The sequence below is a fragment of the Pseudomonadota bacterium genome, from assembly GCA_039818985.1.
Classification (GTDB): Bacteria; Pseudomonadota; Alphaproteobacteria; order Sphingomonadales; family Sphingomonadaceae; genus Alterisphingorhabdus.
The window spans coordinates 468472-488549 of record JBCBSU010000001.1 but is presented as its reverse complement, the minus strand read 5'-3'; the positions used below and the strand labels follow the sequence as shown (position 1 = coordinate 488549).

Genomic DNA, 20078 nt, shown 5'->3' with positions numbered 1-20078 from the left:
ATTACGATCAAGAAACCATTTATGATCATGGCCGTAATCTGGAATGAGACGTAAAATTATATTTCACGATTGCGCAAGGGGTGCGTAATATTCTCGCGTTAAACCGGCTGCCTCGCGCGCTGAGTCGTTGAATGGTGGCTTCAAAGCCCCGCGAAAGTAGACAGAAAGCAGTTCCCGCCAGCATGTCGCGGGATCAAGATTTTGTGCTTGACAGCCATATTCAAACCACCGCGTTCCGGCCAAAACATGCCGTATTTCATCGTGATAGATGCGATTCAAAATGCGGGCCGAGATATGATCACCCTGTTTTTCGAATCGTTCAACGGTTGTCGGTGTGATGTCCAGGCCGCGCGCCTCGAGCACCATCGGCACCACGGCCAGCCGGGCCTGAACGTCGTGGCGGGTGGTAAAGGCTGCCTCCCACAGGCCATCATGCGCCGGCAGGGCACCATAATGGCTGCCCATTTGCTGCAACCGTCGGTCGAGCAACGCGAAATGCATCGCCTCATCGGCACCAACCCGCATCCAGTCGTCGACAAAGCCAGTGGGGAAATCGCCACTGAAACGTCCGACCAGGTCAAAGGCCAGATCGATGGCCGAGAATTCAATATGCGCCAGCGCGTGCAGCAGCGCGATGCGCCCGCGCTCCGACCCGGCTTTGCCGCGCTTGGGCATATGGTTGGGCGGCAGCAATTCGGGTCGCTCCGGGCGCGCCGGATGGTCGGGCATGGCGACACTGCAATCATGTTCCAGCCGCCCCAGCCGCCATTGCCGTGCGACAAAACGCGCCGCCATTACCTTGTCACGCGGATCGGCAGCCGTCAGCACTGCGCGACAGGCTTCACCAACCGATTGCATTCTTATGCGCCTCAGCCAACCAGTTCGCGCGCGGCTTCCAGAACAGCGGCGCCATGTTCCTTGACCTTCACCTTGCGCCAGGCCGTGGCGATCTTGCCCTCGGCATCGATCAGGAAGGTGGAACGCTCCAGCCCCATATAGGTTTTGCCATACATGCTCTTCTCGACCCACACGCCCATGGCCTCAGCCATTTCAACTTCCTCGTCCGAAGCCAGATCAATGGCGAGATCGTGCTTGTCGATGAATTTCACATGCTTTTTTGGCGGGTCCTTGGAAACGCCCAGAATGCTTACACCCAGCTTGTCGAAGTCAGGCTTCAGTTCGGTAAATTGCAACGCTTCCTTGGTGCAACCGGGTGTATCGTCCTTGGGGTAGAAATACAGCACCCAGGGCCTGCCCTTGTAATCCGATGCCGACACTTCGGACCCATCGGGTCGTATCATCGTCACATCCGGAACTGCCTGTCCTACCTGCTCTTCGCTCATATTCTGCTCCCTCAAAACCTAGATGCCGTCCAATGTGGGTATCGTGCCCAATATCGCAATGCGCGTCTGGCGGACAATATCCGTATATCGGCGATAATGATCGATCACCTCATCCCAGCTTGCCAGACCACAGGCCAGCGCCACCAAAGGCCGTGAGGCAATGGCAGGGCTGTTTTCCACCGGCGTGACCAGACGCGACATCACCAGCAAGCGGGTAAGGAAATTATGCGCCTCGGTCAGATCGGCTGACAGCAGCTTATGGTCGACCAGAATCTTCAGTGCGTCGCCGAGATGCGGGCACAGGCCCTCGCCATGCACGAGCTGCTGCGTGTGGATGCAGAATTCCAGATCCACCAGCGCGCCGCTGGCAAGCTTGGCATCCCACGGCCCTTTGGGTGGTTTGGCCCTGGCCATATCTCCGCGCATCGCCAGAGCATCCTTGACGATGGCCTCGGCCACACGGCCGCTGCCCAGCAAACCGGCGATGCCGTGCGAAAGACCATTGCGCGCTGTTCTTGACCCGTAAACCGGGCGGGCACGGCACAGCGCCATATGCTCCCAGGTCCAGGCCTTGTTGCGCTGATAATCCCAGAAGCTCTCGACCGAGGCCGCGAGCAGGCCCTGCATCCCCGATGGCCTGAGCCGGGTATCCACCTCATAGAGAGCACCGGTTGCTGTCGGCAGCGACAGGCCGGCACTCACCCGCTGGGCCAGACGGTTGAAATATTGTGTGGCGCTCAGCGATTTCGACCCGTTGGAACGCGCGTCATGCGGACCGGTAAAGAGGTACACCAGATCAAGGTCCGAGGCGTGGGTCAGCGCCTCGCCGCCCAGCCGCCCCATGGCCAATATCAGCAGCTCGCCGCCAGGCAATTCGCCGTGCTGCTGCCTGAACTCCTCCGTTACCTTGTCCGTCACTATGGCAATCGCCGCTTCGGCAATGCGGCTGTAATCGTGCGCTGCGTCGAGCGGATCAGTGCGTCCCTCGATAAGCTGCACACCGATGGCAAAGCGTCGCTCCGCTATATCGGTCGCCACACGTTCGAGCATCAGCCCCAGATCATCGGCGCTGCTGCGCCGTTCCAGCTCGACTATGATGGCATCAAGATCGCTCTGCCGGTCGAATATGCTGGCATCGACAATGCCGTCGAGCAGGCTGGCGCGCATTGCCAGCGCCTTGGAGAGCGCGGGAGCATGGCATAAAAGCCGCGCCAATATGCCGATCAACGCCGGGCGGGCCGCCAGCAGGTTGAACAGGTCGAGCACGCTGGGCAATTGGCGGAGCATGGCATCGAGACGGTTGATCGCACCGACATCACCGGCATGGCGCCGGATTGACGCAAAAAGCGCGCCGATCTGCTGCTCAAAGGCAGCGCGGCTTTGCGGTGTGCGTAGCGCCCGCACCTGACCCGCGCGCCAGTCGGCAATGCGTGCGGCAATCGCGGCAACATCGGAAAAACCCAGTTTTCCGAGCTGTGCGATCAGCAGCGGTTCCTCATCGGCAAGCAATAATGCGCCATCATCCCTGTCACCGGCAGCGGCCTGGTCTGGCCCGCCCTGCCGTATCAGCAGCGCGTCATAATAATGGCTGGCAGTGGCACAGACCGGATGGAGCAGTTCCAACAGCGCCGCACTATCGGCAAGCCCATGCAGCCGGGCGACATTGTCCAGCGCCGTGCCATCTTCGGGCAGCTCATGGGTCTGACGATCCTCGACCATCTGCAGCCGGTGCTCGATGGTGCGCAGCGTGATATAACCTCGCGACAGATCGGCGGCCTGGTCGGCCGGGATGATCTGCTCCGCTGCCAGCGCCGATAGCGCATCCAGCGTATTGCCAGAGCGAATATTGGGATTTCGTCCGCCATGAACGAGTTGTTGCGACTGGGCGTAAAATTCGATTTCCCTTATGCCGCCACGCCCGCGTTTGAGATCGAAGCCGGGTGTCGGTTCGTCTGGCCCCTGATGGTGGGCACGGATACGCCGTGTCAGCTCGGCAATGGCATCAATGGTGCCGAAATCGAGGCTCCGGCGCCAGACAAATGGCCCGATTTCGCCCAGAAAATACGCACCGAGTCCGGCATCCCCTGCTGCAGGCCGTGCCCGGATAAACGCCGCCCGTTCCCAGGTCAGCGCCCGTGATTCATAATGGCTGATGGCACTGCGGATTGGTAGCACCATGGGGCTGACCTCCGATTCCGGCCGCAGCCGCATATCGACACGGAACACATGGCCATCGCCATCACGCTCGGAGAGCATCGCGATCAGCTCGCGCCCGACACGCTGCGCCGCATCATGCGGCGTCTCCTTGCGGCGGGACGGTATGGTTTCCGGGTCGAAGAGGAAGATCGGATCGATATCACTCGAATAGTTGAGCTCGTGCCCGCCCAGCTTGCCCAGCGCAATCACCGCAAAACCGGTTGGCGCACAATCATAGCGCCGCGCAAAAATGCTGGTCAGCGCCGCTTCGAGACAGCGATCGGCAAAGTGCGACAGCGCCCGGCTGACCTGCTGAAAAGACAGCAGCTCAGCGAGATCACCCAGCGCCAATGCCAGCATCACGTCGCCGCGTGCCAATCGCAACCGACGAGGCATAGCCAGCGAGTCGACTTCACCAGAAGACAATCCAGCAGGCTCCAGCGCCAACGCTGCTTGTATCGCCTTATCCAGCCCAGTCTCACCGATAGTCGTGATCAGATCCGGACGGCTCTGCATCATGCGGCGCAGAAACGGCGCATGCGCGGCGGCCCGGTCGATTACCTGCTGCGCAATTTCAGACGCACCGCCTGCCATATGCTCATTCCTCTTCGGAGGCGCTTCCGGACTGCCCGGCCTCGACCCGGCCACCGCTCAATATGTCGAGTTCCGCCATGATCTCGCGCAGCGGATTGTCGCCCCGCTTTCCGGCCTGGGCCAAGCGCTGCAGATTATCGCCTTCGAGAATTTTGGCCAGTGCCGCACGTCCCCGTGCCACCCGACTCTTGATCGTGCCAAGTGCGACATCGCAAATCTCTGCGGCTTCTTCATAGGAAAAGCCGCCAGCGCCGACCAGGATCAGCGCCTCGCGCTGGCTGTCAGGCAGCAGGCCGAGCGCGCGTTGGACATCGGCGAGGTGCAGCTGGTCATCCTGTTGCCCCGATGCCGCCAATATGCGGTCGCTGGTCAGTTCATCCCACTCGCCGACAAATTTTTTGCGGCGCATCTGCGACAGGAAAACATTGCGCAATATGATGAAGGTCCAGGCGCGAATATTGGTCCCGGCCTGAAACCGGTCGCGCGCGCTCCAGGCGCGCAACAGGGCCTCCTGCACCAGATCGTCGGCGGCATCGCGATTGCCCGAGAGGGATCGCCCATAGGCACGCAGATGCGGCACGGTTTCCGCCAGCGCAGCCTTGAACTCGCTATCCGAAAGACTGGCTTTTCTGGCGTTCACAATAGTCCCCGATAGCCCCGACAGCGGGTTTGCTGCGCGCGCCTTGCACAATGCAATATGTGTCCCCGGGCGTCACCGCGCAATGGCTTGTATCGCACCGGAGCTTCTGGCAAGCCGCTCTCAAAGCCTTAAAGATAATGGATTTGTGGAGATAACAGGATGCGGACGCCCTTGGCAACTTTGGCAGCAGTCGCCCTGCTTGTCGGTTGCTCTTCCGAAACTGGCAAGGGCGGCGGCGCATCTTCCGCACTCGATATCCCCGCCGTACAAGCCGGGGATATCTCGATCGACACGATGAAGTCGGTCACCGAAACATTATCGGGCGACGATTTCGAAGGCCGGGCGCCGGGCACTGTCGGCGAGGAAAAAACATTGAAGCTGCTGAGCGAGAAATTCGCCGCTGCAGGGCTCCAGCCGGGCAATGGTGACAGCTGGTTCCAGCAAGTGCCGTTGGTGGAAATCACCGCCAATGCCGGCACCGTATCGCCGCTTACCGTTACCGGCGGCAAAAGCGGTGGCATGGCCTTTTCCTATGGTACGGAAATGGTGGTGACCAGCCATCGCGAGCAGGAGTCGGTCGCGATCAACGACAGCGAAATGGTGTTTGTCGGCTATGGCATCAACGCGCCGGAACTGGGCTGGAACGATTATCAAGGCCTTGACGTAAAGGGCAAGACGGTGATCATCCTGGTCAACGATCCGGATTTCGAGAATGCAACCCTTGACGGCGATTTTGGCGGCCGGGCCATGACCTATTATGGCCGCTGGACATATAAATATGAAGAAGCCGCGCGCCAGGGTGCGGCGATGGCGCTGATTGTGCACGACACTGAACCGGCGGCCTATGGCTGGAATGTCGTTGAATCGGGCTGGACCGGGCCACAATTCTATGCCCAGAGTGCCAATGGCGGTGCCAACCAGACCATGGCCAATGGCTGGATACAAAAGGATGTCGCAGCGAAAATCATGACCGCAGCCGGGCGCGATCTTGATAGCGAGATGGCAGCGGCAAAGGAGAAGGCTTTCACCGGTAAGCCGCTGGGTCTCAACGCCTCGGTTTCGTTCGAGAACAGTATTACCAGAACCCTGTCGAACAATGTCATCGGCATCTTGCCGGGCAGCGAGCGACCCGATGAATATGTGTTCTACACCGCACATTGGGATCATCTCGGCCGCTGCAAGCCTGCGCCCGATGGCGACGATATCTGCAACGGCGCGATCGACAATGCCACCGGCACTGCAGCGCTGGTGGCACTGGCGGAAGCACATAACAAGGCCGGTGCGCCCGATCGCTCGATCGTCTTCCTGGCGGTGACGGCGGAGGAATCAGGCCTGCTTGGATCAACCTATTATGCCAATAATCCGGTCTATCCGCTGGCGCAGACAGTAGGCGGCGTCAATATGGATGCGCTGCTACCCGCCGGACCATCTAAAGACGTTACCGTGGTCGGTCAGGGCAAATCCGAACTCGACCGGTATCTCGCCGCAGTATTGGAGCAGACCGGTCAGACCGCGACACCCGATCCATCCCCGCAAAATGGCTATTATTACCGCTCCGACCATTTCAGCCTCGCCAAGCGTGGTGTGCCGATGCTCTATGTCGATGCCGGCCCCGATCTGGTCGATGGCGGCATCGAAGCGGGCAAGGCGCTGGCCGCAGACTATACCCAAAACCGCTATCACAATCCCAAGGATGAATATGATCCTGATTGGGACTGGAGCGGCGTCGCGGCACAGCTACAGATATTCTATCGCGTCGGGCGCATGCTGGCGATGAGTGAAAGCTGGCCTAACTGGGTCGAGGGTGACGAATTTCGCGCCGCTCGCGACCACAGCCGGGAGGGTGCAGACTGATTGCCCGCCGCCTGCCCGCCGAATGGGAGCCGCATGCCCGGCTGTGGATCGGTTTTCCGCATGATGCCGAGGAATGGCCGGATCAGCTGGCGTCGGCACAGCGCGAAATTGCCGGCTTTGCCAATGCCGTTGCCGCCAGCGGCGAGGCGGTGATTCTGGTCTGTCGTGATGCCGACAATCATGCCCTTGCCCGCGCACTGATCGAGCCGGCGGTGCAGTGCCAGATTGCCAGCTATGGTGATATCTGGCTGCGCGATACCGGGCCGCTGGTGGTGCGCACCGCCCATGGCGATCATCGCGCCCAACTGTTCCGGTTCAATGGCTGGGGCGGCAAATATCCTATGGCCGGCGACGAGACCGTTGGTGCCGATCTGGCCGACATGGCCGGACTGCCCACCGACCGGCATGACTGGATCCTCGAAGGCGGTGCCGTCGATGTCGATGGCCATGGCCTTGGCGTAACCACCGAGCAATGCCTGCTCAACCCCAATCGCAACCCCGGACTCAGCCGTGAGGATATCGAACTTCGCCTGCGCAGTGCTCTCGGTATAGAGCGCCTGCTATGGCTGGGTGACGGGCTGATCAACGATCATACCGATGGCCATGTCGACAATTTGGCGCGCTTTGTTGCACCAGGCGTCCTCGCGCTGCCCGAACCATCGGGCGATAATGACCCCAATGCAGCGGTCTATGCCGATGCCCGGTCGCGTGCCCATGCCTTCGGGCTGGAGACCATCACCCTGCCCTCACCCGGAAGAGTCGAAACGGGAGGCATGGTGCAACCGGCATCGCATATGAATTTTGTCATCGGCAATCATGCTGTTTTTGTACCGGTTTACCAGACCGACTATGATGTTGCGGTCGTCGCAGCGTTGCAGCCCTTATGGCCAGGCAAGGTGGTTGTGCCACTGCCCGCTTCAGCGATATTGAGCGGGGGCGGCAGCCTGCACTGCGCCAGCCAGCCACTCTTCGCATGAGAGCGTAACCTTTTCCATTACCCGGGCGAAATGAGATGGACTCAAGCGATTAGGGAGGGATGACAATGAAACAGAATTTTCTGCGACTGGTAAATGAACTAGACGCGCTCAATACACTGAGCACGCTGACCTCGATATTTGTTTTCATCATCGGCCTTGTGCTGGCGGCCATCGCCGTGATGTTCGTCATCGACATCACCCAGACAAAGGATGCGGTGCGGCGCAACTATCCCGTCATCGGTCGTTTCCGCTATCTGTTCACTGAGCTGGGTGAGTTTTTCCGGCAATATTTCTTTGCCATGGACCGCGAGGAAATGCCGTTCAACCGGGCAGAGCGCGATTGGGTCGGCCGCGCCGCGAAGGGCGAAAGCAATACCGTCGCCTTCGGATCGACCAAGAATCTCAGCCCCGCAGGAACCGCCATCTTCGTCAACTGCCCGTTCCCGGTGCTCGATCAGGACAGCGCCAAGACTAAGCCGCTGACCATCGGTCCCGATTGTGCCACACCCTATGAGGCACCATCTTTCTTCAACATTTCGGCGATGAGCTTTGGCGCACTGTCCGTGCCTGCCGTCCGCGCGCTCAGCCATGGCGCGAAAATCGCCGGATGCTGGCTTAACACCGGAGAAGGCGCGATCTCGCCCTATCATCTGGAAGGTGGCTGCGATCTGGTGTTCCAGATCGGCACCGCCAAATATGGCGTGCGCAATGATGATGGCTCGCTCAATGATGACAAGCTGCGCAAGGTCGCAGCGCATGAGCAGGTGCGGATGTTCGAGATCAAGCTGAGCCAGGGGGCAAAGCCGGGCAAGGGCGGCATATTGCCCGGTGCCAAGGTGACGCCGGTGATCGCCGAAACACGGGGAATCCCGGTAGGTCAGCCTTCCATCTCACCCAACCGTCACCCCGAAATCGACTCGATCGATGATCTTCTCGATTTCATCCAGCATGTACGCACAGTGACCGGCAAGCCGGTGGGCATCAAGGCAGTGCTGGGTGCCTATGGCTGGGTTGAAGAGATGTGCACCAAAATCCATGAACGCGGCATCGAAAGCGCGCCCGATTTCTTCACCCTGGACAGCGGCGATGGCGGCACCGGGGCGGCGCCTATGCCGCTGATGGACAATGTTGGTCTGCTGCTGCGCGAAAGCCTGCCCATGCTGTCCGATATATTGCATCGCTATGGCCTGCGCGAACGCATCCGCATCATCGCCTCGGGCAAGATGATCACGCCCAGCGGTGTGGCGCTGGCCCTCTCCGCGGGTGCCGATTTTATCAACACCGCGCGCGGCTTCATGTTCTCGCTCGGCTGTATCCAGGCACTGAAATGCAACAAGAATACCTGCCCTACCGGCATAACCACCCATAATAAGCGGCTGCAGCGTGGCCTCAACCCGGAGGACAAAAAGGCCAAGGTCGCCAGTTATCACGCCAATCTGGTGCATGAGGTCGAGGTGATCGCCCATAGCTGCGGCGTCGGCGAACCGCGCGGCCTGCGCCGCAAGCATGTGCGCATTGTTCAGGACGACGGCAAATCGGTACCGATGGACGAGCTTTATCCGCGCCCCGAACCCTTGTCGCAATATGCGAATGGCAATTGAGCCAGAGGCCGTAAAGCCATATAGAGCCTAGCAGACCCGCTAATCCATGATATCCAGAAGAGAGGATGATTTCATGAAAGCTCTGCTTGCCCTGCCTCTGGCCTTTGCGCCTCTGGCAATGATCGGCGCTGCTACGCCACTTTCCGCCCAGCAGGCCACAACCAATGACGCCGCATTGGATGCGGCTCTGGCCAGTCCCGCGCGCGACAAGGACCGGGCGCGTGACCAATATCGCCACCCGGCGGAAACCCTGCGCTTTTTTCAGATAAAGCCTGACCAGACAGTGGTCGAATATGCGCCGGGCGGTGGCTGGTATACCCGGCTGCTCGCGCCCTATCTCGCCGGTACGGGCCGCTATATCGCGGTTGATGGCGATAGCGATGCGCGCACCTATCGTGATCGCGCCAGCGAAGGCCGCACCAAGAGCTGGCCTGAGCGCTTCCCCGGCATTGTCGCCGAATGGACAGGACTCGACGCAGAGAGCATCACCGCTTTTGAAAGCGATGAAGTCCCCGAAGACATTGCCGGCACCGTCGACCGGGTGTTGATCTTCCGCTCGATGCACGGCCTGCTTAATGGCAATCGCGCCGATGCCGAATTGCGCGCGATCCGCGCCATGCTCAAGGATGATGGCATGGTCGGCGTGGTGCAGCATCGCGCCAAGACCGATGCGCCCTATTCCGCTTCCAGCGGCACACGCGGCTATCTCAAACAGCAAAATGTCATCAACCTGTTCGCCCTGCACGGTTTCGAGCTGGTCGACAGCTCGGAGGTCAATGCCAACCCGAAAGACCCGGCCAATTGGAAAGGTGGCGTTTGGACTTTGCCCCCGGTGCTGCGCTATGGTGACGAGAATAAGGATCAGTATATGGCGATTGGCGAATCCGATCGCATGACATTGCTGTTCCGCAAGGCACAATAATCCCCATCACTTTTCAAGGATATCACGATGCGCAATCACTCCGAACTGACCCTTCTCCCGCTCCTGGCGCTGCCTTTGGCCCTCGCCGCCTGTGAACCGGTTGAAGTCAATAACGACAATGCCGACAATGCGGCGACCGCAGACGCCAGCGAAAACGCCGCACTCAATGCGGTTCTGGCTGCTGATCTGCGCGCCGATGACAAGGCGCGTGACCAATTCCGCCATCCCGCAGAGACACTGGCTTTCTTCCAGGTCGATGCTGATGACACAGTGATCGAATATGCGCCGGGCGGCGGCTGGTACACCCGCATTCTGGCCCCCTATGTCAGCGAAAATGGTAGCTATGTCGCCGTCAGCTTTGCGCCAGAGGCGGCAGAAAGCCTGGGCGAGGATTTCATGGCCCGTGTCCGGGAAGGCGGCGAGACATTCTCCGCCAAGCAGAGCGAAAGCCTCGGCATCGAGGCCGAAAAACTGCCTTTCCATTTCGGCAACGCGATCCCGGCCGATCTTAACGGCCAGGTCGACCGTGTCCTGATTTTCCGTATGATGCATAATCTGATACGCTGGGGCATCGCTGACGGCGAAATCGAAGCGCTGAAGGCCACGCTCAAGCCCGATGGCATGATCGGTATCGTCCAGCACCGTGCCAAGGCCGATGCGCCCGATGACTATGTGGATGGCAATAGGGGCTATCTCAAACAGACGGATCTGGTGGCGTTTATGGAAAAGCACGGTTTTGAACTGGCCGCCGAGTCCGAGGTCAACGCCAACCCCAATGACACTGCTGACTATCCCAATGGCGTCTGGACCTTGCCGCCCAGCTATGCCGAAGGCGAAGAGACCAAGGACAAATATGATGCCATTGGCGAAAGCGACCGGATGACGCTCCTGTTCAAGCTGGCCGATGCGGGTGGCGAAAGCACCGAGAGCTGAATTCCAATAGCGTCATTGCGAGCGTAGCGAAGCAATCCAGAGCGGCACGCACCTGCTCTGGATTGCCGCGTCGCTTCGCTCCTCGCAATGACGATGATAGCTAAGAAGTACAGTCTCATGAACGCCATCACCATAGCCGCGATGCAGCTGCCACTGGCCGGTGGCGAGATGCAGAATATCGCAGCCGTCAGCGATATGGTGGTGACCGCCGCGGACAAGGGCGCGGAAATCATATTGCCGCCCGAGCTGTTCAGCGGTCCCTATTTCTGCACCATCGAGGATGAGGCGCTGTTCGCGCTGGCACGGCCGACAGCCGACCATCCCTCGGTGAAAGCAATGCAGAAGCTGGCAAAGGACAAAAAGGTCGCGATCCCGACCAGCTTTTTCGAGCGTGACGGCCAGCATCATTATAACTCGCTGGCGATGATCGGCCCCGATGGCGAGATCATGGGTGTCTATCGCAAAAGCCATATCCCTGACGGGCCGGGCTATGAGGAAAAATTCTATTTCCGCCCCGGCAATAGCGGCTTCAGGGTCTGGGATGTCTTCGGCACCAAAATCGGCGTCGGCATCTGCTGGGATCAATGGTATCCCGAGTGCGCCCGCGTCATGGCGCTGATGGGGGCGGAGCTGCTGTTCTACCCCACCGCCATCGGTTCAGAGCCCTATGACGCCGCGCTCAACACCGCCGATATGTGGCAACGCGTGATGCAGGGCCATGCCGCTGCCAATGCCATGCCGGTCATTGCCAGCAACCGCATCGGCAGCGAGACCGATGCCAACGGTAACAGCCAGAGCTATTATGGCCACAGTTTCATCAGCAACGAAAAGGCGGATCTGATCGCCGAATTCGGCGCCGATGAGCAGGGCATATTGGTCGCCTCCATCGATATTGAGGCAGCCCGGCTGTTTCGTGCCGGCATGGGTTTCTTCCGCGACCGTCGACCAGAGCTTTACGGCCGACTGGTCGAGGATATCTGAGACCTAGCCATGCACCTCAACCAGCCAGAGTGACTTGTCGACGGCACGGACAATTTCGGTGAACAGGTCCGCCGTCGCGGCATCTCCAATTTCTTCGGCCTGCGCAATCGCCTCACGAACGCCACCGCCAAAATGCGCCAGCGCGCCCGAAAAGGCCTCGACATGCGCGGCCTGGTCGCTGGCATCGAGCGGATATTCGGGCATTTTCGTCTGCGCCGCAGTGGCGCGCACCGTAGCTGCGGTCTGACCGCCCAGCGCGACCATCCGCTCGGCCAACATGTCGGCCTGATCGAGCGTCTCGGCATGGATGCTGTCGAACAGTTCATGCAGCGCAACAAAGCTGCTGCCCTTGACGTTCCAGTGCGCCTGTTTGGCCTGGCTCGCAAGATCGAGGCTGGCGGCGAGATGCTGTTGCAGCAGGTCGATCACCGCTTTGCGGCTGTTATCGGGAAGGGTGTTTTTCGTCGGATGCATGGTGCTTTCCTTTCTGCGGACTTCGGGGTTTTGCCCGCTGCTGTCCGTTACCTTTTTCAGATGGGGGCTGATTACCGGAAGTGTAACGGTTTTTGCCAATCAGAGTGATCGGTTTTTCTGCCGCTCGCCTATTGCCAGTAAGGTTTGGCGATCATCAGATACATAGCGATCATCAGCGGTACGAAGCTGATCAGCCCCCAGGTAATCCAGATGCGCGACAATCGACGATATTCGGGGGTCAGCGAATGATCGCCATCGAATTGGCGCGCCAGCCGCGCCTGCTTGATCTGCACCGGCACCAATATGCCGAGCCATATCAGCCCGGCGGCGACAAACATGATCTGGCTCCACAACAGCCATTCGGGTTCCAGCAAGCCATATTGCGCCTCCCACACCAGGCCATAGCCGCCGACCATGGTGAGGAAGATACCGGGAATGGTGAGGCCGAAATCGGTGCCGGTCACCATCGCCTGGCCAAAGGCGATGATCCGCCAGTCTTTCGAGCGGTCGGCAAACACCTTCCACACCGCGGTGACAGTGACATTGCCGAGCAACAGCACCACGCCGAAAATATGGAGATATTTGAAGATATAATAGCTGGTCATGAGGCCGATGCTGCGTCGCGCTCCTTGGGCGAAACATAGCTGGCATCATGGGCATAGGGCAATGGCATGTCATCGCGCAATGCCGAGAGGATAGCGGCAAAATCCGTCTCCGGCTGCCAACCAAGCAGGCGCTGCGCCTTGGCTGGATCATAGACCCGGTCAATATGGTCGGGCAGCTGCCAGCCGCGCGCCGCATATAGCGCTGCCGCATCCGGGAAATAGCGCGCGATCACCGCTGGCGCGCCGTCAATAAGGTCCGCCGCTTCATCCGGCTTAAAAGGCGGCGGCGCAGAGAGGATGAATGTCTCGCACCCCAATCCAGGTGCCTGATCCAGCGCCTGCAGATGCGCCATCGCCGCATCTTCGACGGTCAGCCGGCGATTGAGAAACTCATTCGCCTTGCGGTTGGGGCCGGAAAGATCACGATGGGTATCATCTTCTTCGGGAAAAAAGCGCCCAGTGCGCAATATCGCGACATTGATCCCATGCAGCTCGTGATAGAGACGGCAGAGATGCTCGGCGGCCAATTTGGTGACACCATAGATATTGCGCGGCTTGAGCGGGCCAAAATCCTCATCAAGCCAATAGGCCTGTTTCGCCCCGCCTGCCTTGCCGGCGCGGACATCGGCGCGGATCATCAGCGAGGTGGTCGAGGTAAAGACGAAGCGGTCATGCCGCGCCGCGACCGCCGCTTCGAGGAGGTTGAGTGTGCCGGTTACATTGACATCGACAAAGCTCTGATTGGGGTAGCGGACAATATCCGGCTTGTGGAGCGCCCCGCCATGGATGACCGCCTCTATGCCATGATCGGCAAAGGCCGCGTCGATCGCGGCGCGGTCGGCGACCGAGGCGATAATCTGTGTATGCTCGCCCGGTGCAACATCCAGTCCTATTACGGTATGACCATTCTGCACCAGCAACGGTGCCAGATACCGCCCCAGCCAACCCGACGATCCGGTGAGCAATAATCGCATGATTGTTATCCTATGGCTCTGCGGTCAGAAATAACATCAGCGACACTTATAATGTCGGCTTCATGGCTGGGTTCTCGTTCGGTCTCGGCCAAAGCGGCTGCTTCCCATATCTGCATTGCCGGGTGCGCCAGTACGTTATTGACCCAAGCTTCCCCGGACGCGCCCATATCGAGGTCAAAAGTACGCGCACGATAGGCCACGGGCGCATAAAAGGCATCGACTGCAGTAAAGCTCTCGCCTGCCAGCCATGGTCCGCCAAAACGCTCCTGTCCTTCAGCCCAAAGCTCGGCAATGCGTGCGATATCGCGTGCCAATCGCGCTGGCGGGTCTTTCAGCTTTGCTCGTACGCCGACGTTCATCGGACAGTTAGCGCGCAATGTACCAAAGCCGCTATGCATTTCCGCAGCAGCACAACGCGCCCAGGCGCGTGCCCGACCATCCTCGGGCCATATGCCATCATGCCGTTCCGCGAGATACTCCGCTATCGCCAGCGAGTCCCAGATAACATCTTCACCATCATGCAAACACGGCACCATGCCATTGGGCGCAAAAGCGCGAAATTCGTCGAAATGGTCATCTCCGGTGAACAAAACCGGCTTTTCTTCAAACGCGATCCCTGCCGCCTTCATCAGCACCCATGGCCGCAGCGACCAGCTGGAGTAGTTCTTATTGCCGATGACCAATATATACTCTGACATTTAGCGCCCATGCTCCCTGATCCAGTGCGGCCAGCTTTTCCAGATACCGATGGCGTGCACCAGCCCATAGACCAGCACAATGGCCGATGACCAATAATCGAAAGCCCCTTCGGGATAGGGCACATAAAGGATCGCGGGAACCAGCAAAAGGCCGCGCAAAAGATAGATGCCAGTAATGGCCAGCAACCCAAGCCGCAACAATGGCAGGCGGCGGATCATCCCTGCCCCCGAAAGCGCATACAGGCCCCAGACCGTCAATACCGCTGTGATCCCCATAGTGAACCAGAGCAGCCGGTTATTGCCATTTTCATAGCCTGCAACCAGGGGTTCGGGCGCACCGAAAAAGCGGAACCAGTCCGGTCCCATGGCGATGCAGCCAATGTGCAGAAGCGCAGCCAGAAAGCTCAATATCGCGCCTGTTATGAGCCAGCGCGCACCGCCTGTCTGTTTCCATGCAGCGTTCAGAGCGCCACCTCATATTTCGCCGTGGTCTTTTCCGCCACCTCTTCGACAGTGACGCCCGGCGCCAGTTCGATCAACCGGAAGGGGCTGTCATGGTCGGTGCGGTGGAACACGCCAAGATTGGTGATGATCATGTCGACGACATTCTGACCCGTCAGCGGCAATGTGCATTCGGGGATGAATTTCGGGCTGCCATTTTTGGCATTATGGTCCATCACCACGATGATTTTCTTGACGCCCGCGACCAGGTCCATCGCGCCGCCCATCCCCTTGATCATCTTGCCCGGGATCATCCAGTTGGCGATATCGCCATTTTCCGCGACTTCCATCGCGCCCAATACGGTCAAATCAATATGCCCGCCGCGGATCATGGCAAAGCTGTCGGACGAGCTGAAATAGACCGATTGCGGCAATTCGCTGATCGTCTGCTTGCCGGCATTGATCAGATCGGGATCAACCTCATCCTCGGTCGGGAACGGGCCGATGCCGAGCATGCCGTTTTCCGACTGCAGCGTCACCTCCACCCCGTCGGGAATATGGTTCGCCACCAAAGTGGGGATGCCGATGCCCAGATTGACATAATAGCCATCCTCCAGTTCCTGCGCCGCGCGCGCCGCCATCTGGTTGCGGTCCCATCCTGTGCTGTCCTGAGCCATTATTGTTCCTTTTCTGTCCTGGTGACGGGCATGTCTGAAGCTGTATCGGCACCCGGTCGGGCCGTGGGTGTCATGCGAAAGAAAGCCGATCGCTCGGCCACCGCTTCCTTTTGTGGCGGGGCCGGCATGGTCTGGTTTTGCGCCTGCTCGACATTGCCGACGACAAACCAGCCCTGGCCGAAATTGCGCTCGAGGGCGATGGCATATTCGGGCTTGAGCAGATAATCGTAAAGCTCGTCGAAATCGCCGCGCGCATCGCCGGCAACGGCGAGAATGCAGAACAGCTCGGCAGTCTCCCAGCGCCGCAGCTGCTTGCGGTCACCGGGCCCGCGATCGAGCGAGAGATAATCCGCTGCGCCTTGCGGCAGCAATTCCATAGCGCGCAATTCGCGCTGCAGCGCGGGCGCATCGGCGGCATCGCGCGCCGAAAGCCAGATGACGGTGATCTTCGCCGCGCGCAATTGCTCCACCGCAGCGCGCAATGACGCGACATCCGAAGCATCGAGCATGGTGCCGTCCAGCTGGTCTCCGGGTTTCTGGCTGCCCGGGTCGAGATCGATCATCACTGCCGGCGGTTTGCCTTCACAGGATATGGTCTGCGGGCTGACCAGCGAAACATTGGGCACCAGCACCGCCGACGTCACCTCAAGGCCCTCATCGAGCCGGGTATTGCCGGCCAGCGCGAAGCGTGCCCAGTCATGATAGGGGCTGTCGAAATCGATACCAATGGCGGCACCGCCACTCTCCATCATCGCAAAGGGGTCGAGTGTACCCTCTCCGCTTTCGGCCGCTTCCGCATTGACAGTGGCTGCACCTGCCGCGCCGGGAGCGATCTCCGCCGAGGCAATCAGCCCGGCCTCGCGCCGGCGGTCAATCTCCCCCTTGCCAATCACCCCGGCCGCTGCAAGCGGCAGCGCCGCAGCGATACAGCCTGAAAGCATGAGGCTGGCCAGGCTGGACAGCAGGAGAGAAGCGGCGCGATGCATCAGGCGGCTTCGGCCTCGCGCACGGTGCGGAATTCGATCTTCTTGTCATAGGGCGCGCCGAGAAGCAGCCGTTTGACATAGATGCTGGGCAGATGGATGCAGTCCGGGTCGAGCTCTCCAACCTCGACAATTTCCTCGACCTCGGCGACGCAGATCTTGCCTGCTGTCGCCATCGGCTGGTTGAAGTTGCGCGCGGTCTTGCGGAAGATCAGGTTCCCCGCCTTGTCCGCCTTCCAGCCCTTGACGATGCACAGATCGGCATAGATGCCGCGCTCCATAATGTACGTCTCACCGTCGAATTCCTTATGCTCCTTGCCCTCGGCAACCTGGGTGCCGACGCCGGTCCTGGTGTAGAAACCGGGTATGCCCGCACCACCGGCGCGGCAGCGTTCGGCCAGCGTCCCCTGGGGGCAGAATTCCACCTCCAGCTCACCGGCGAGGAACTGGCGTTCAAATTCCTTGTTCTCGCCGACATAGGAGGAGATCATCTTCTTCACCTGGCGCGTGCGCAGCAGCTTGCCCAGCCCCTCACCATCGATACCGGCATTGTTCGAGGCAATGGTGAGATCCTTGACCCCGCTATCGCGTACCGCGTCGATCAGCCGCTCGGGTATGCCGCACAGGCCGAAACCACCGGCACAAATATGCATGCCGTCGAACAACAGGCCATCGAGCGCCGCATTGGCATCGGGGTAGATTTTCTGCATCGTCAAATATCCTTGTCTGCGGGTGGACCGGCAACGGCAACCGGGGCTGCGGCCTTTATCGCCGCCATTACCCCCGATTGCCCGCATTTTCCAGTCATAGGCGACGGCTGATAGAGAAAATCCATGCTATTTGATGCCGATCAAAGCAGCACAGCCGGGCACGACCCATGGTATCACCCACAGCGAAACGATTCGCCGGTCCCGATCAAGCGGAAGCATCGCGGAGAATCAGGATCGGACCGGCGCTCAAGCAGGGAGAGAAACGATGAAATCCATTGTGGTCTATGCCGATACCAGCCCCTCAATGGTATCGCGCACCGAAGCGGCACTTGATCTGGCTCGGGCGCACGATGCCCATATCACCTTTGCCGTTGTCACCCCCTATTCCAGCTATGTCGCGCTCGACCCGATGGGTGGCGTGTTCGTCGCCAATGCAGCGCTGGAAAGCATCCGCGAGGAGGAAACCCGGCTCGACGAGATGATCAAAAAGGAAATGGCCAATGAGGACATAGGCTGGGACGTGCTGCACTATGATGGCGACGCCGTGGATTGTGTGCTGAGCGCGTCACGGCTGGCCGATATCATCGTGGTATCGCTCGGTTATGCCAAGGACAGCCCAAAGCCGCACAGCTTTCTCGAAGTCTCCGATCTCGCCGAGCATAGCGGCTGCCCGATCCTCGCCATTCCGCACGACCAGACCCGCTTTGCCGCCAATGGCGTCGCCGCCATTGCCTGGAATGGCAGCCATGAATGCGCCAATGCGGTGCGCAGCGCCATCCCGATGCTGCGCATGGCGAGCACAGTGCATATCATCACCGCCGACAAGGAGCCGGAAAACTATCCGTCGACCGCGCTGGCGCGCTATCTGTCGCGCCATGACGTCAGTGCCGAAGTGCATGAAGTCGCGGCCGGATCGCTGTCGATTGAGGAAGCGATTGAAGGGCGGGTCAAGTCGCTCGGCGCCGAATGGATGGTGATGGGCGCATGGGGTCATAGCCGGTTGCGCCAGACCCTGCTCGGCGGCACCACCCGACATTTTCTGAGCGAGAGCAAGGTACCGCTGGTGCTGGCGCATTAAAGCCCGTCCCGTTCGTGTCGAGCGCAGTCGAGACACAGCCCTCTGACCGCACCGGCCTCTCGACTGCGCTCGAGGCGAACGGAATATTTGGAGCAAGAGTTAATCTAGCTGAATAACCGATCTCGCTATCACCATGGCCGCATCATCGGCATTTGGTCGGCGTCCTGATGACGCAGTAAAGACCAGCAGATGGTGGTCGGCGAAATAGGACCAGTTGGAACTGAACCACGGATTGCCGCCATTGTGCCAATAGATCCGCCCCAGACTGGGGTGATCCTCGACCACCATGCCATAGCCATAATGGGTCGGGGCCTTTTCGCCTTCGCGCTGCATCGGAGTGCGGGCGAGCTCGGTGGCGGCAGGAGAAACCAGCCGGTGCCCCATATAGCTTTGCAGCAGGCGGATCATATCCGGCGCTGTCGCCACCAGGCCGCCATTGCCGATCAAGGCCCAATGCGCCGTTCCGCCCCAGCTGGCCTTGTCAATCACCTCGCCTTTTGCGGTGAGCAATGAGCGTTGCGGATCGAACACGCTGTCATAGCCGGTCCGGGTGATATCCTGCCCCGCGAACAGCACATTGCGGAGATAATCTTCATAGGCCATGCCGGTGCGCGCCTCGATAATCGCCGCGACCAGCGAATAGCCGATATTGGAATAATGATATTTGGTGCCCGGCTTAAAACGTAGCGGTTCAGACATCACAGTCCGGAAAAACGCCTCCTTGCTCAAATGGATCAGATCATCGCCCGCCGAGCCTGAAAGCCCGGCGGAATGTGTCAGCAGTTGATGCACGGTAATACCGGCCTTGTCGGCGGGAACATCAGGGAAGATATCCCCCAGCCGTTCGGCGGTGGAAAGCTTGCCCTGATCGATCAGCTTCATCGCGGCGGCAGCGGTAACGGTTTTGGTGATTGAGAGAATGTCGACCTGCGTCATGGCATCGGGCAGGCCGGACGCCGAAGCCTCATCCCCGAAACCACGGACAATGGGTGTTCCGGCATCGCGTGAAACCGCGATAACGCCCTGATAGCCCTGTGCCTGCAACGCCTCCACCGCTTCGGCGATGTCGTCAACGGTGAGTTGCTCGAAAAATTCGGTTTTGCCGGTTTGCGGCAAGGCCTGTGCGGGTGTTGCCGGTTGAAATTCCTTCTGTGTTGGCGATGCCATGGCTGCCTGGCCCGAGGGCAGTACCAGAGCCAAAGTCCACGCCAGCGCATAGCCAGCCAGCTTTGCCAGTCCCGATGGATTGGGCCTGTGCCGAAGATTTTTCATTTGGTCATCCTTCCTCTATTGCGATTCGCCATGGCTTTTGGCCAAGAGCGGCGACAAAAGTCCTGAGGAAATATTTCGAGATGTTGAGAGATAGCAACGAATGTCAGACGTTCCGCAAAAAGCGT

Annotated in this window: 20 protein-coding genes; 7 read left to right on the top strand and 13 right to left on the bottom strand. The window is 59.7% G+C overall.

Annotated elements, in window-relative coordinates; all coding sequences use genetic code 11:
* Positions 1 to 63 precede the first annotated feature (63 nt).
* From AAFX04_02220 to AAFX04_02205, 4 genes are read right to left on the bottom strand one after another with little or no spacing between them, the layout of a single operon-like run.
* Positions 64 to 858: a ferritin-like domain-containing protein gene (locus AAFX04_02220; GenBank protein MEO1044237.1), complete on the bottom strand. Its 795-nt coding sequence runs from the start codon at positions 856 to 858 to the stop codon at positions 64 to 66.
* A gap of 11 nt (positions 859 to 869) precedes the next feature.
* Complete coding sequence (gene bcp, locus AAFX04_02215; GenBank protein MEO1044236.1) at positions 870 to 1343, bottom strand: thioredoxin-dependent thiol peroxidase; 474 nt, start codon at positions 1341 to 1343, stop codon at positions 870 to 872.
* A gap of 18 nt (positions 1344 to 1361) precedes the next feature.
* A complete protein-coding gene (gene glnE, locus AAFX04_02210; protein ID MEO1044235.1) occupies positions 1362 to 4133 on the bottom strand; it encodes a bifunctional [glutamate--ammonia ligase]-adenylyl-L-tyrosine phosphorylase/[glutamate--ammonia-ligase] adenylyltransferase in 2772 nt (923 codons plus the stop codon).
* 4 nt (positions 4134 to 4137) lie between these two features.
* Complete coding sequence (locus AAFX04_02205; protein ID MEO1044234.1) at positions 4138 to 4776, bottom strand: sigma-70 family RNA polymerase sigma factor; 639 nt, start codon at positions 4774 to 4776, stop codon at positions 4138 to 4140.
* 156 nt (positions 4777 to 4932) lie between these two features.
* Here AAFX04_02205 and AAFX04_02200 point away from each other — a divergent pair, with 156 nt between their 5' ends.
* The 6 genes from AAFX04_02200 to aguB all read left to right on the top strand — a co-directional run bounded on the left by AAFX04_02200 (position 4933) and on the right by aguB (position 12041).
* Entirely contained in the window at positions 4933 to 6627 is a 1695-nt protein-coding gene (locus tag AAFX04_02200; GenBank protein MEO1044233.1) for a M28 family metallopeptidase, read from the top strand.
* Positions 6627 to 7604: an agmatine deiminase family protein gene (locus AAFX04_02195; GenBank protein MEO1044232.1), complete on the top strand. Its 978-nt coding sequence runs from the start codon at positions 6627 to 6629 to the stop codon at positions 7602 to 7604. The genes AAFX04_02200 and AAFX04_02195 overlap by 1 nt, the downstream gene beginning before the upstream one ends.
* A 65-nt stretch (positions 7605 to 7669) precedes the next feature.
* Entirely contained in the window at positions 7670 to 9205 is a 1536-nt protein-coding gene (locus AAFX04_02190; protein ID MEO1044231.1) for an FMN-binding glutamate synthase family protein, read from the top strand.
* A gap of 73 nt (positions 9206 to 9278) precedes the next feature.
* Positions 9279 to 10127: a hypothetical protein gene (locus tag AAFX04_02185; protein ID MEO1044230.1), complete on the top strand. Its 849-nt coding sequence runs from the start codon at positions 9279 to 9281 to the stop codon at positions 10125 to 10127.
* Between the two features lie 27 nt (positions 10128 to 10154).
* On the top strand, positions 10155 to 11060 hold the full coding sequence (locus AAFX04_02180; GenBank protein ID MEO1044229.1) for a methyltransferase: 906 nt from the start codon (positions 10155 to 10157) through the stop codon (positions 11058 to 11060).
* 117 nt (positions 11061 to 11177) lie between these two features.
* Complete coding sequence (aguB, locus tag AAFX04_02175) at positions 11178 to 12041, top strand: N-carbamoylputrescine amidase (GenBank protein ID MEO1044228.1); 864 nt, start codon at positions 11178 to 11180, stop codon at positions 12039 to 12041.
* Positions 12042 to 12044: 3 nt separating this feature from the next.
* Here the strand turns inward: aguB and dps are convergent, their stop codons facing one another.
* Genes dps through AAFX04_02135 form a run of 8 tightly spaced genes read right to left on the bottom strand, consistent with a single transcriptional unit; the run spans position 12045 to position 17603 of the window.
* Positions 12045 to 12614 (bottom strand): DNA starvation/stationary phase protection protein Dps, encoded by a 570-nt coding sequence (gene dps / locus AAFX04_02170; GenBank protein ID MEO1044227.1) that lies wholly within the window; start codon positions 12612 to 12614, stop codon positions 12045 to 12047.
* A gap of 29 nt (positions 12615 to 12643) precedes the next feature.
* Complete coding sequence (locus AAFX04_02165) at positions 12644 to 13120, bottom strand: DUF2269 domain-containing protein (GenBank protein ID MEO1044226.1); 477 nt, start codon at positions 13118 to 13120, stop codon at positions 12644 to 12646.
* On the bottom strand, positions 13117 to 14094 hold the full coding sequence (locus AAFX04_02160; GenBank protein ID MEO1044225.1) for an NAD(P)-dependent oxidoreductase: 978 nt from the start codon (positions 14092 to 14094) through the stop codon (positions 13117 to 13119). The genes AAFX04_02165 and AAFX04_02160 overlap by 4 nt, the downstream gene beginning before the upstream one ends.
* 5 nt (positions 14095 to 14099) lie before the next feature.
* Entirely contained in the window at positions 14100 to 14792 is a 693-nt protein-coding gene (locus AAFX04_02155) for a glutathione S-transferase family protein (protein ID MEO1044224.1), read from the bottom strand.
* Entirely contained in the window at positions 14793 to 15200 is a 408-nt protein-coding gene (locus AAFX04_02150) for a hypothetical protein (protein MEO1044223.1), read from the bottom strand. It abuts the gene before it with no gap.
* A 53-nt stretch (positions 15201 to 15253) separates the two neighbouring features.
* A complete protein-coding gene (locus tag AAFX04_02145; protein ID MEO1044222.1) occupies positions 15254 to 15910 on the bottom strand; it encodes a CoA transferase subunit B in 657 nt (218 codons plus the stop codon).
* On the bottom strand, positions 15910 to 16896 hold the full coding sequence (locus AAFX04_02140) for a hypothetical protein (GenBank protein MEO1044221.1): 987 nt from the start codon (positions 16894 to 16896) through the stop codon (positions 15910 to 15912). The genes AAFX04_02145 and AAFX04_02140 overlap by 1 nt, the downstream gene beginning before the upstream one ends.
* On the bottom strand, positions 16896 to 17603 hold the full coding sequence (locus tag AAFX04_02135; protein ID MEO1044220.1) for a CoA transferase subunit A: 708 nt from the start codon (positions 17601 to 17603) through the stop codon (positions 16896 to 16898). The genes AAFX04_02140 and AAFX04_02135 overlap by 1 nt, the downstream gene beginning before the upstream one ends.
* A 265-nt stretch (positions 17604 to 17868) precedes the next feature.
* On the opposite strand from AAFX04_02135, the gene AAFX04_02130 reads away from it, so the two are divergent.
* On the top strand, positions 17869 to 18681 hold the full coding sequence (locus AAFX04_02130; protein ID MEO1044219.1) for a universal stress protein: 813 nt from the start codon (positions 17869 to 17871) through the stop codon (positions 18679 to 18681).
* A 99-nt stretch (positions 18682 to 18780) separates the two neighbouring features.
* Here AAFX04_02130 and AAFX04_02125 read toward each other — a convergent pair whose 3' ends face one another.
* Positions 18781 to 19953 carry a serine hydrolase domain-containing protein gene (locus tag AAFX04_02125; GenBank protein MEO1044218.1) on the bottom strand — a complete coding sequence of 391 codons (1173 nt, stop codon included), beginning with the start codon at positions 19951 to 19953 and terminating at the stop codon, positions 18781 to 18783.
* Positions 19954 to 20078: the final 125 nt, after the last annotated feature.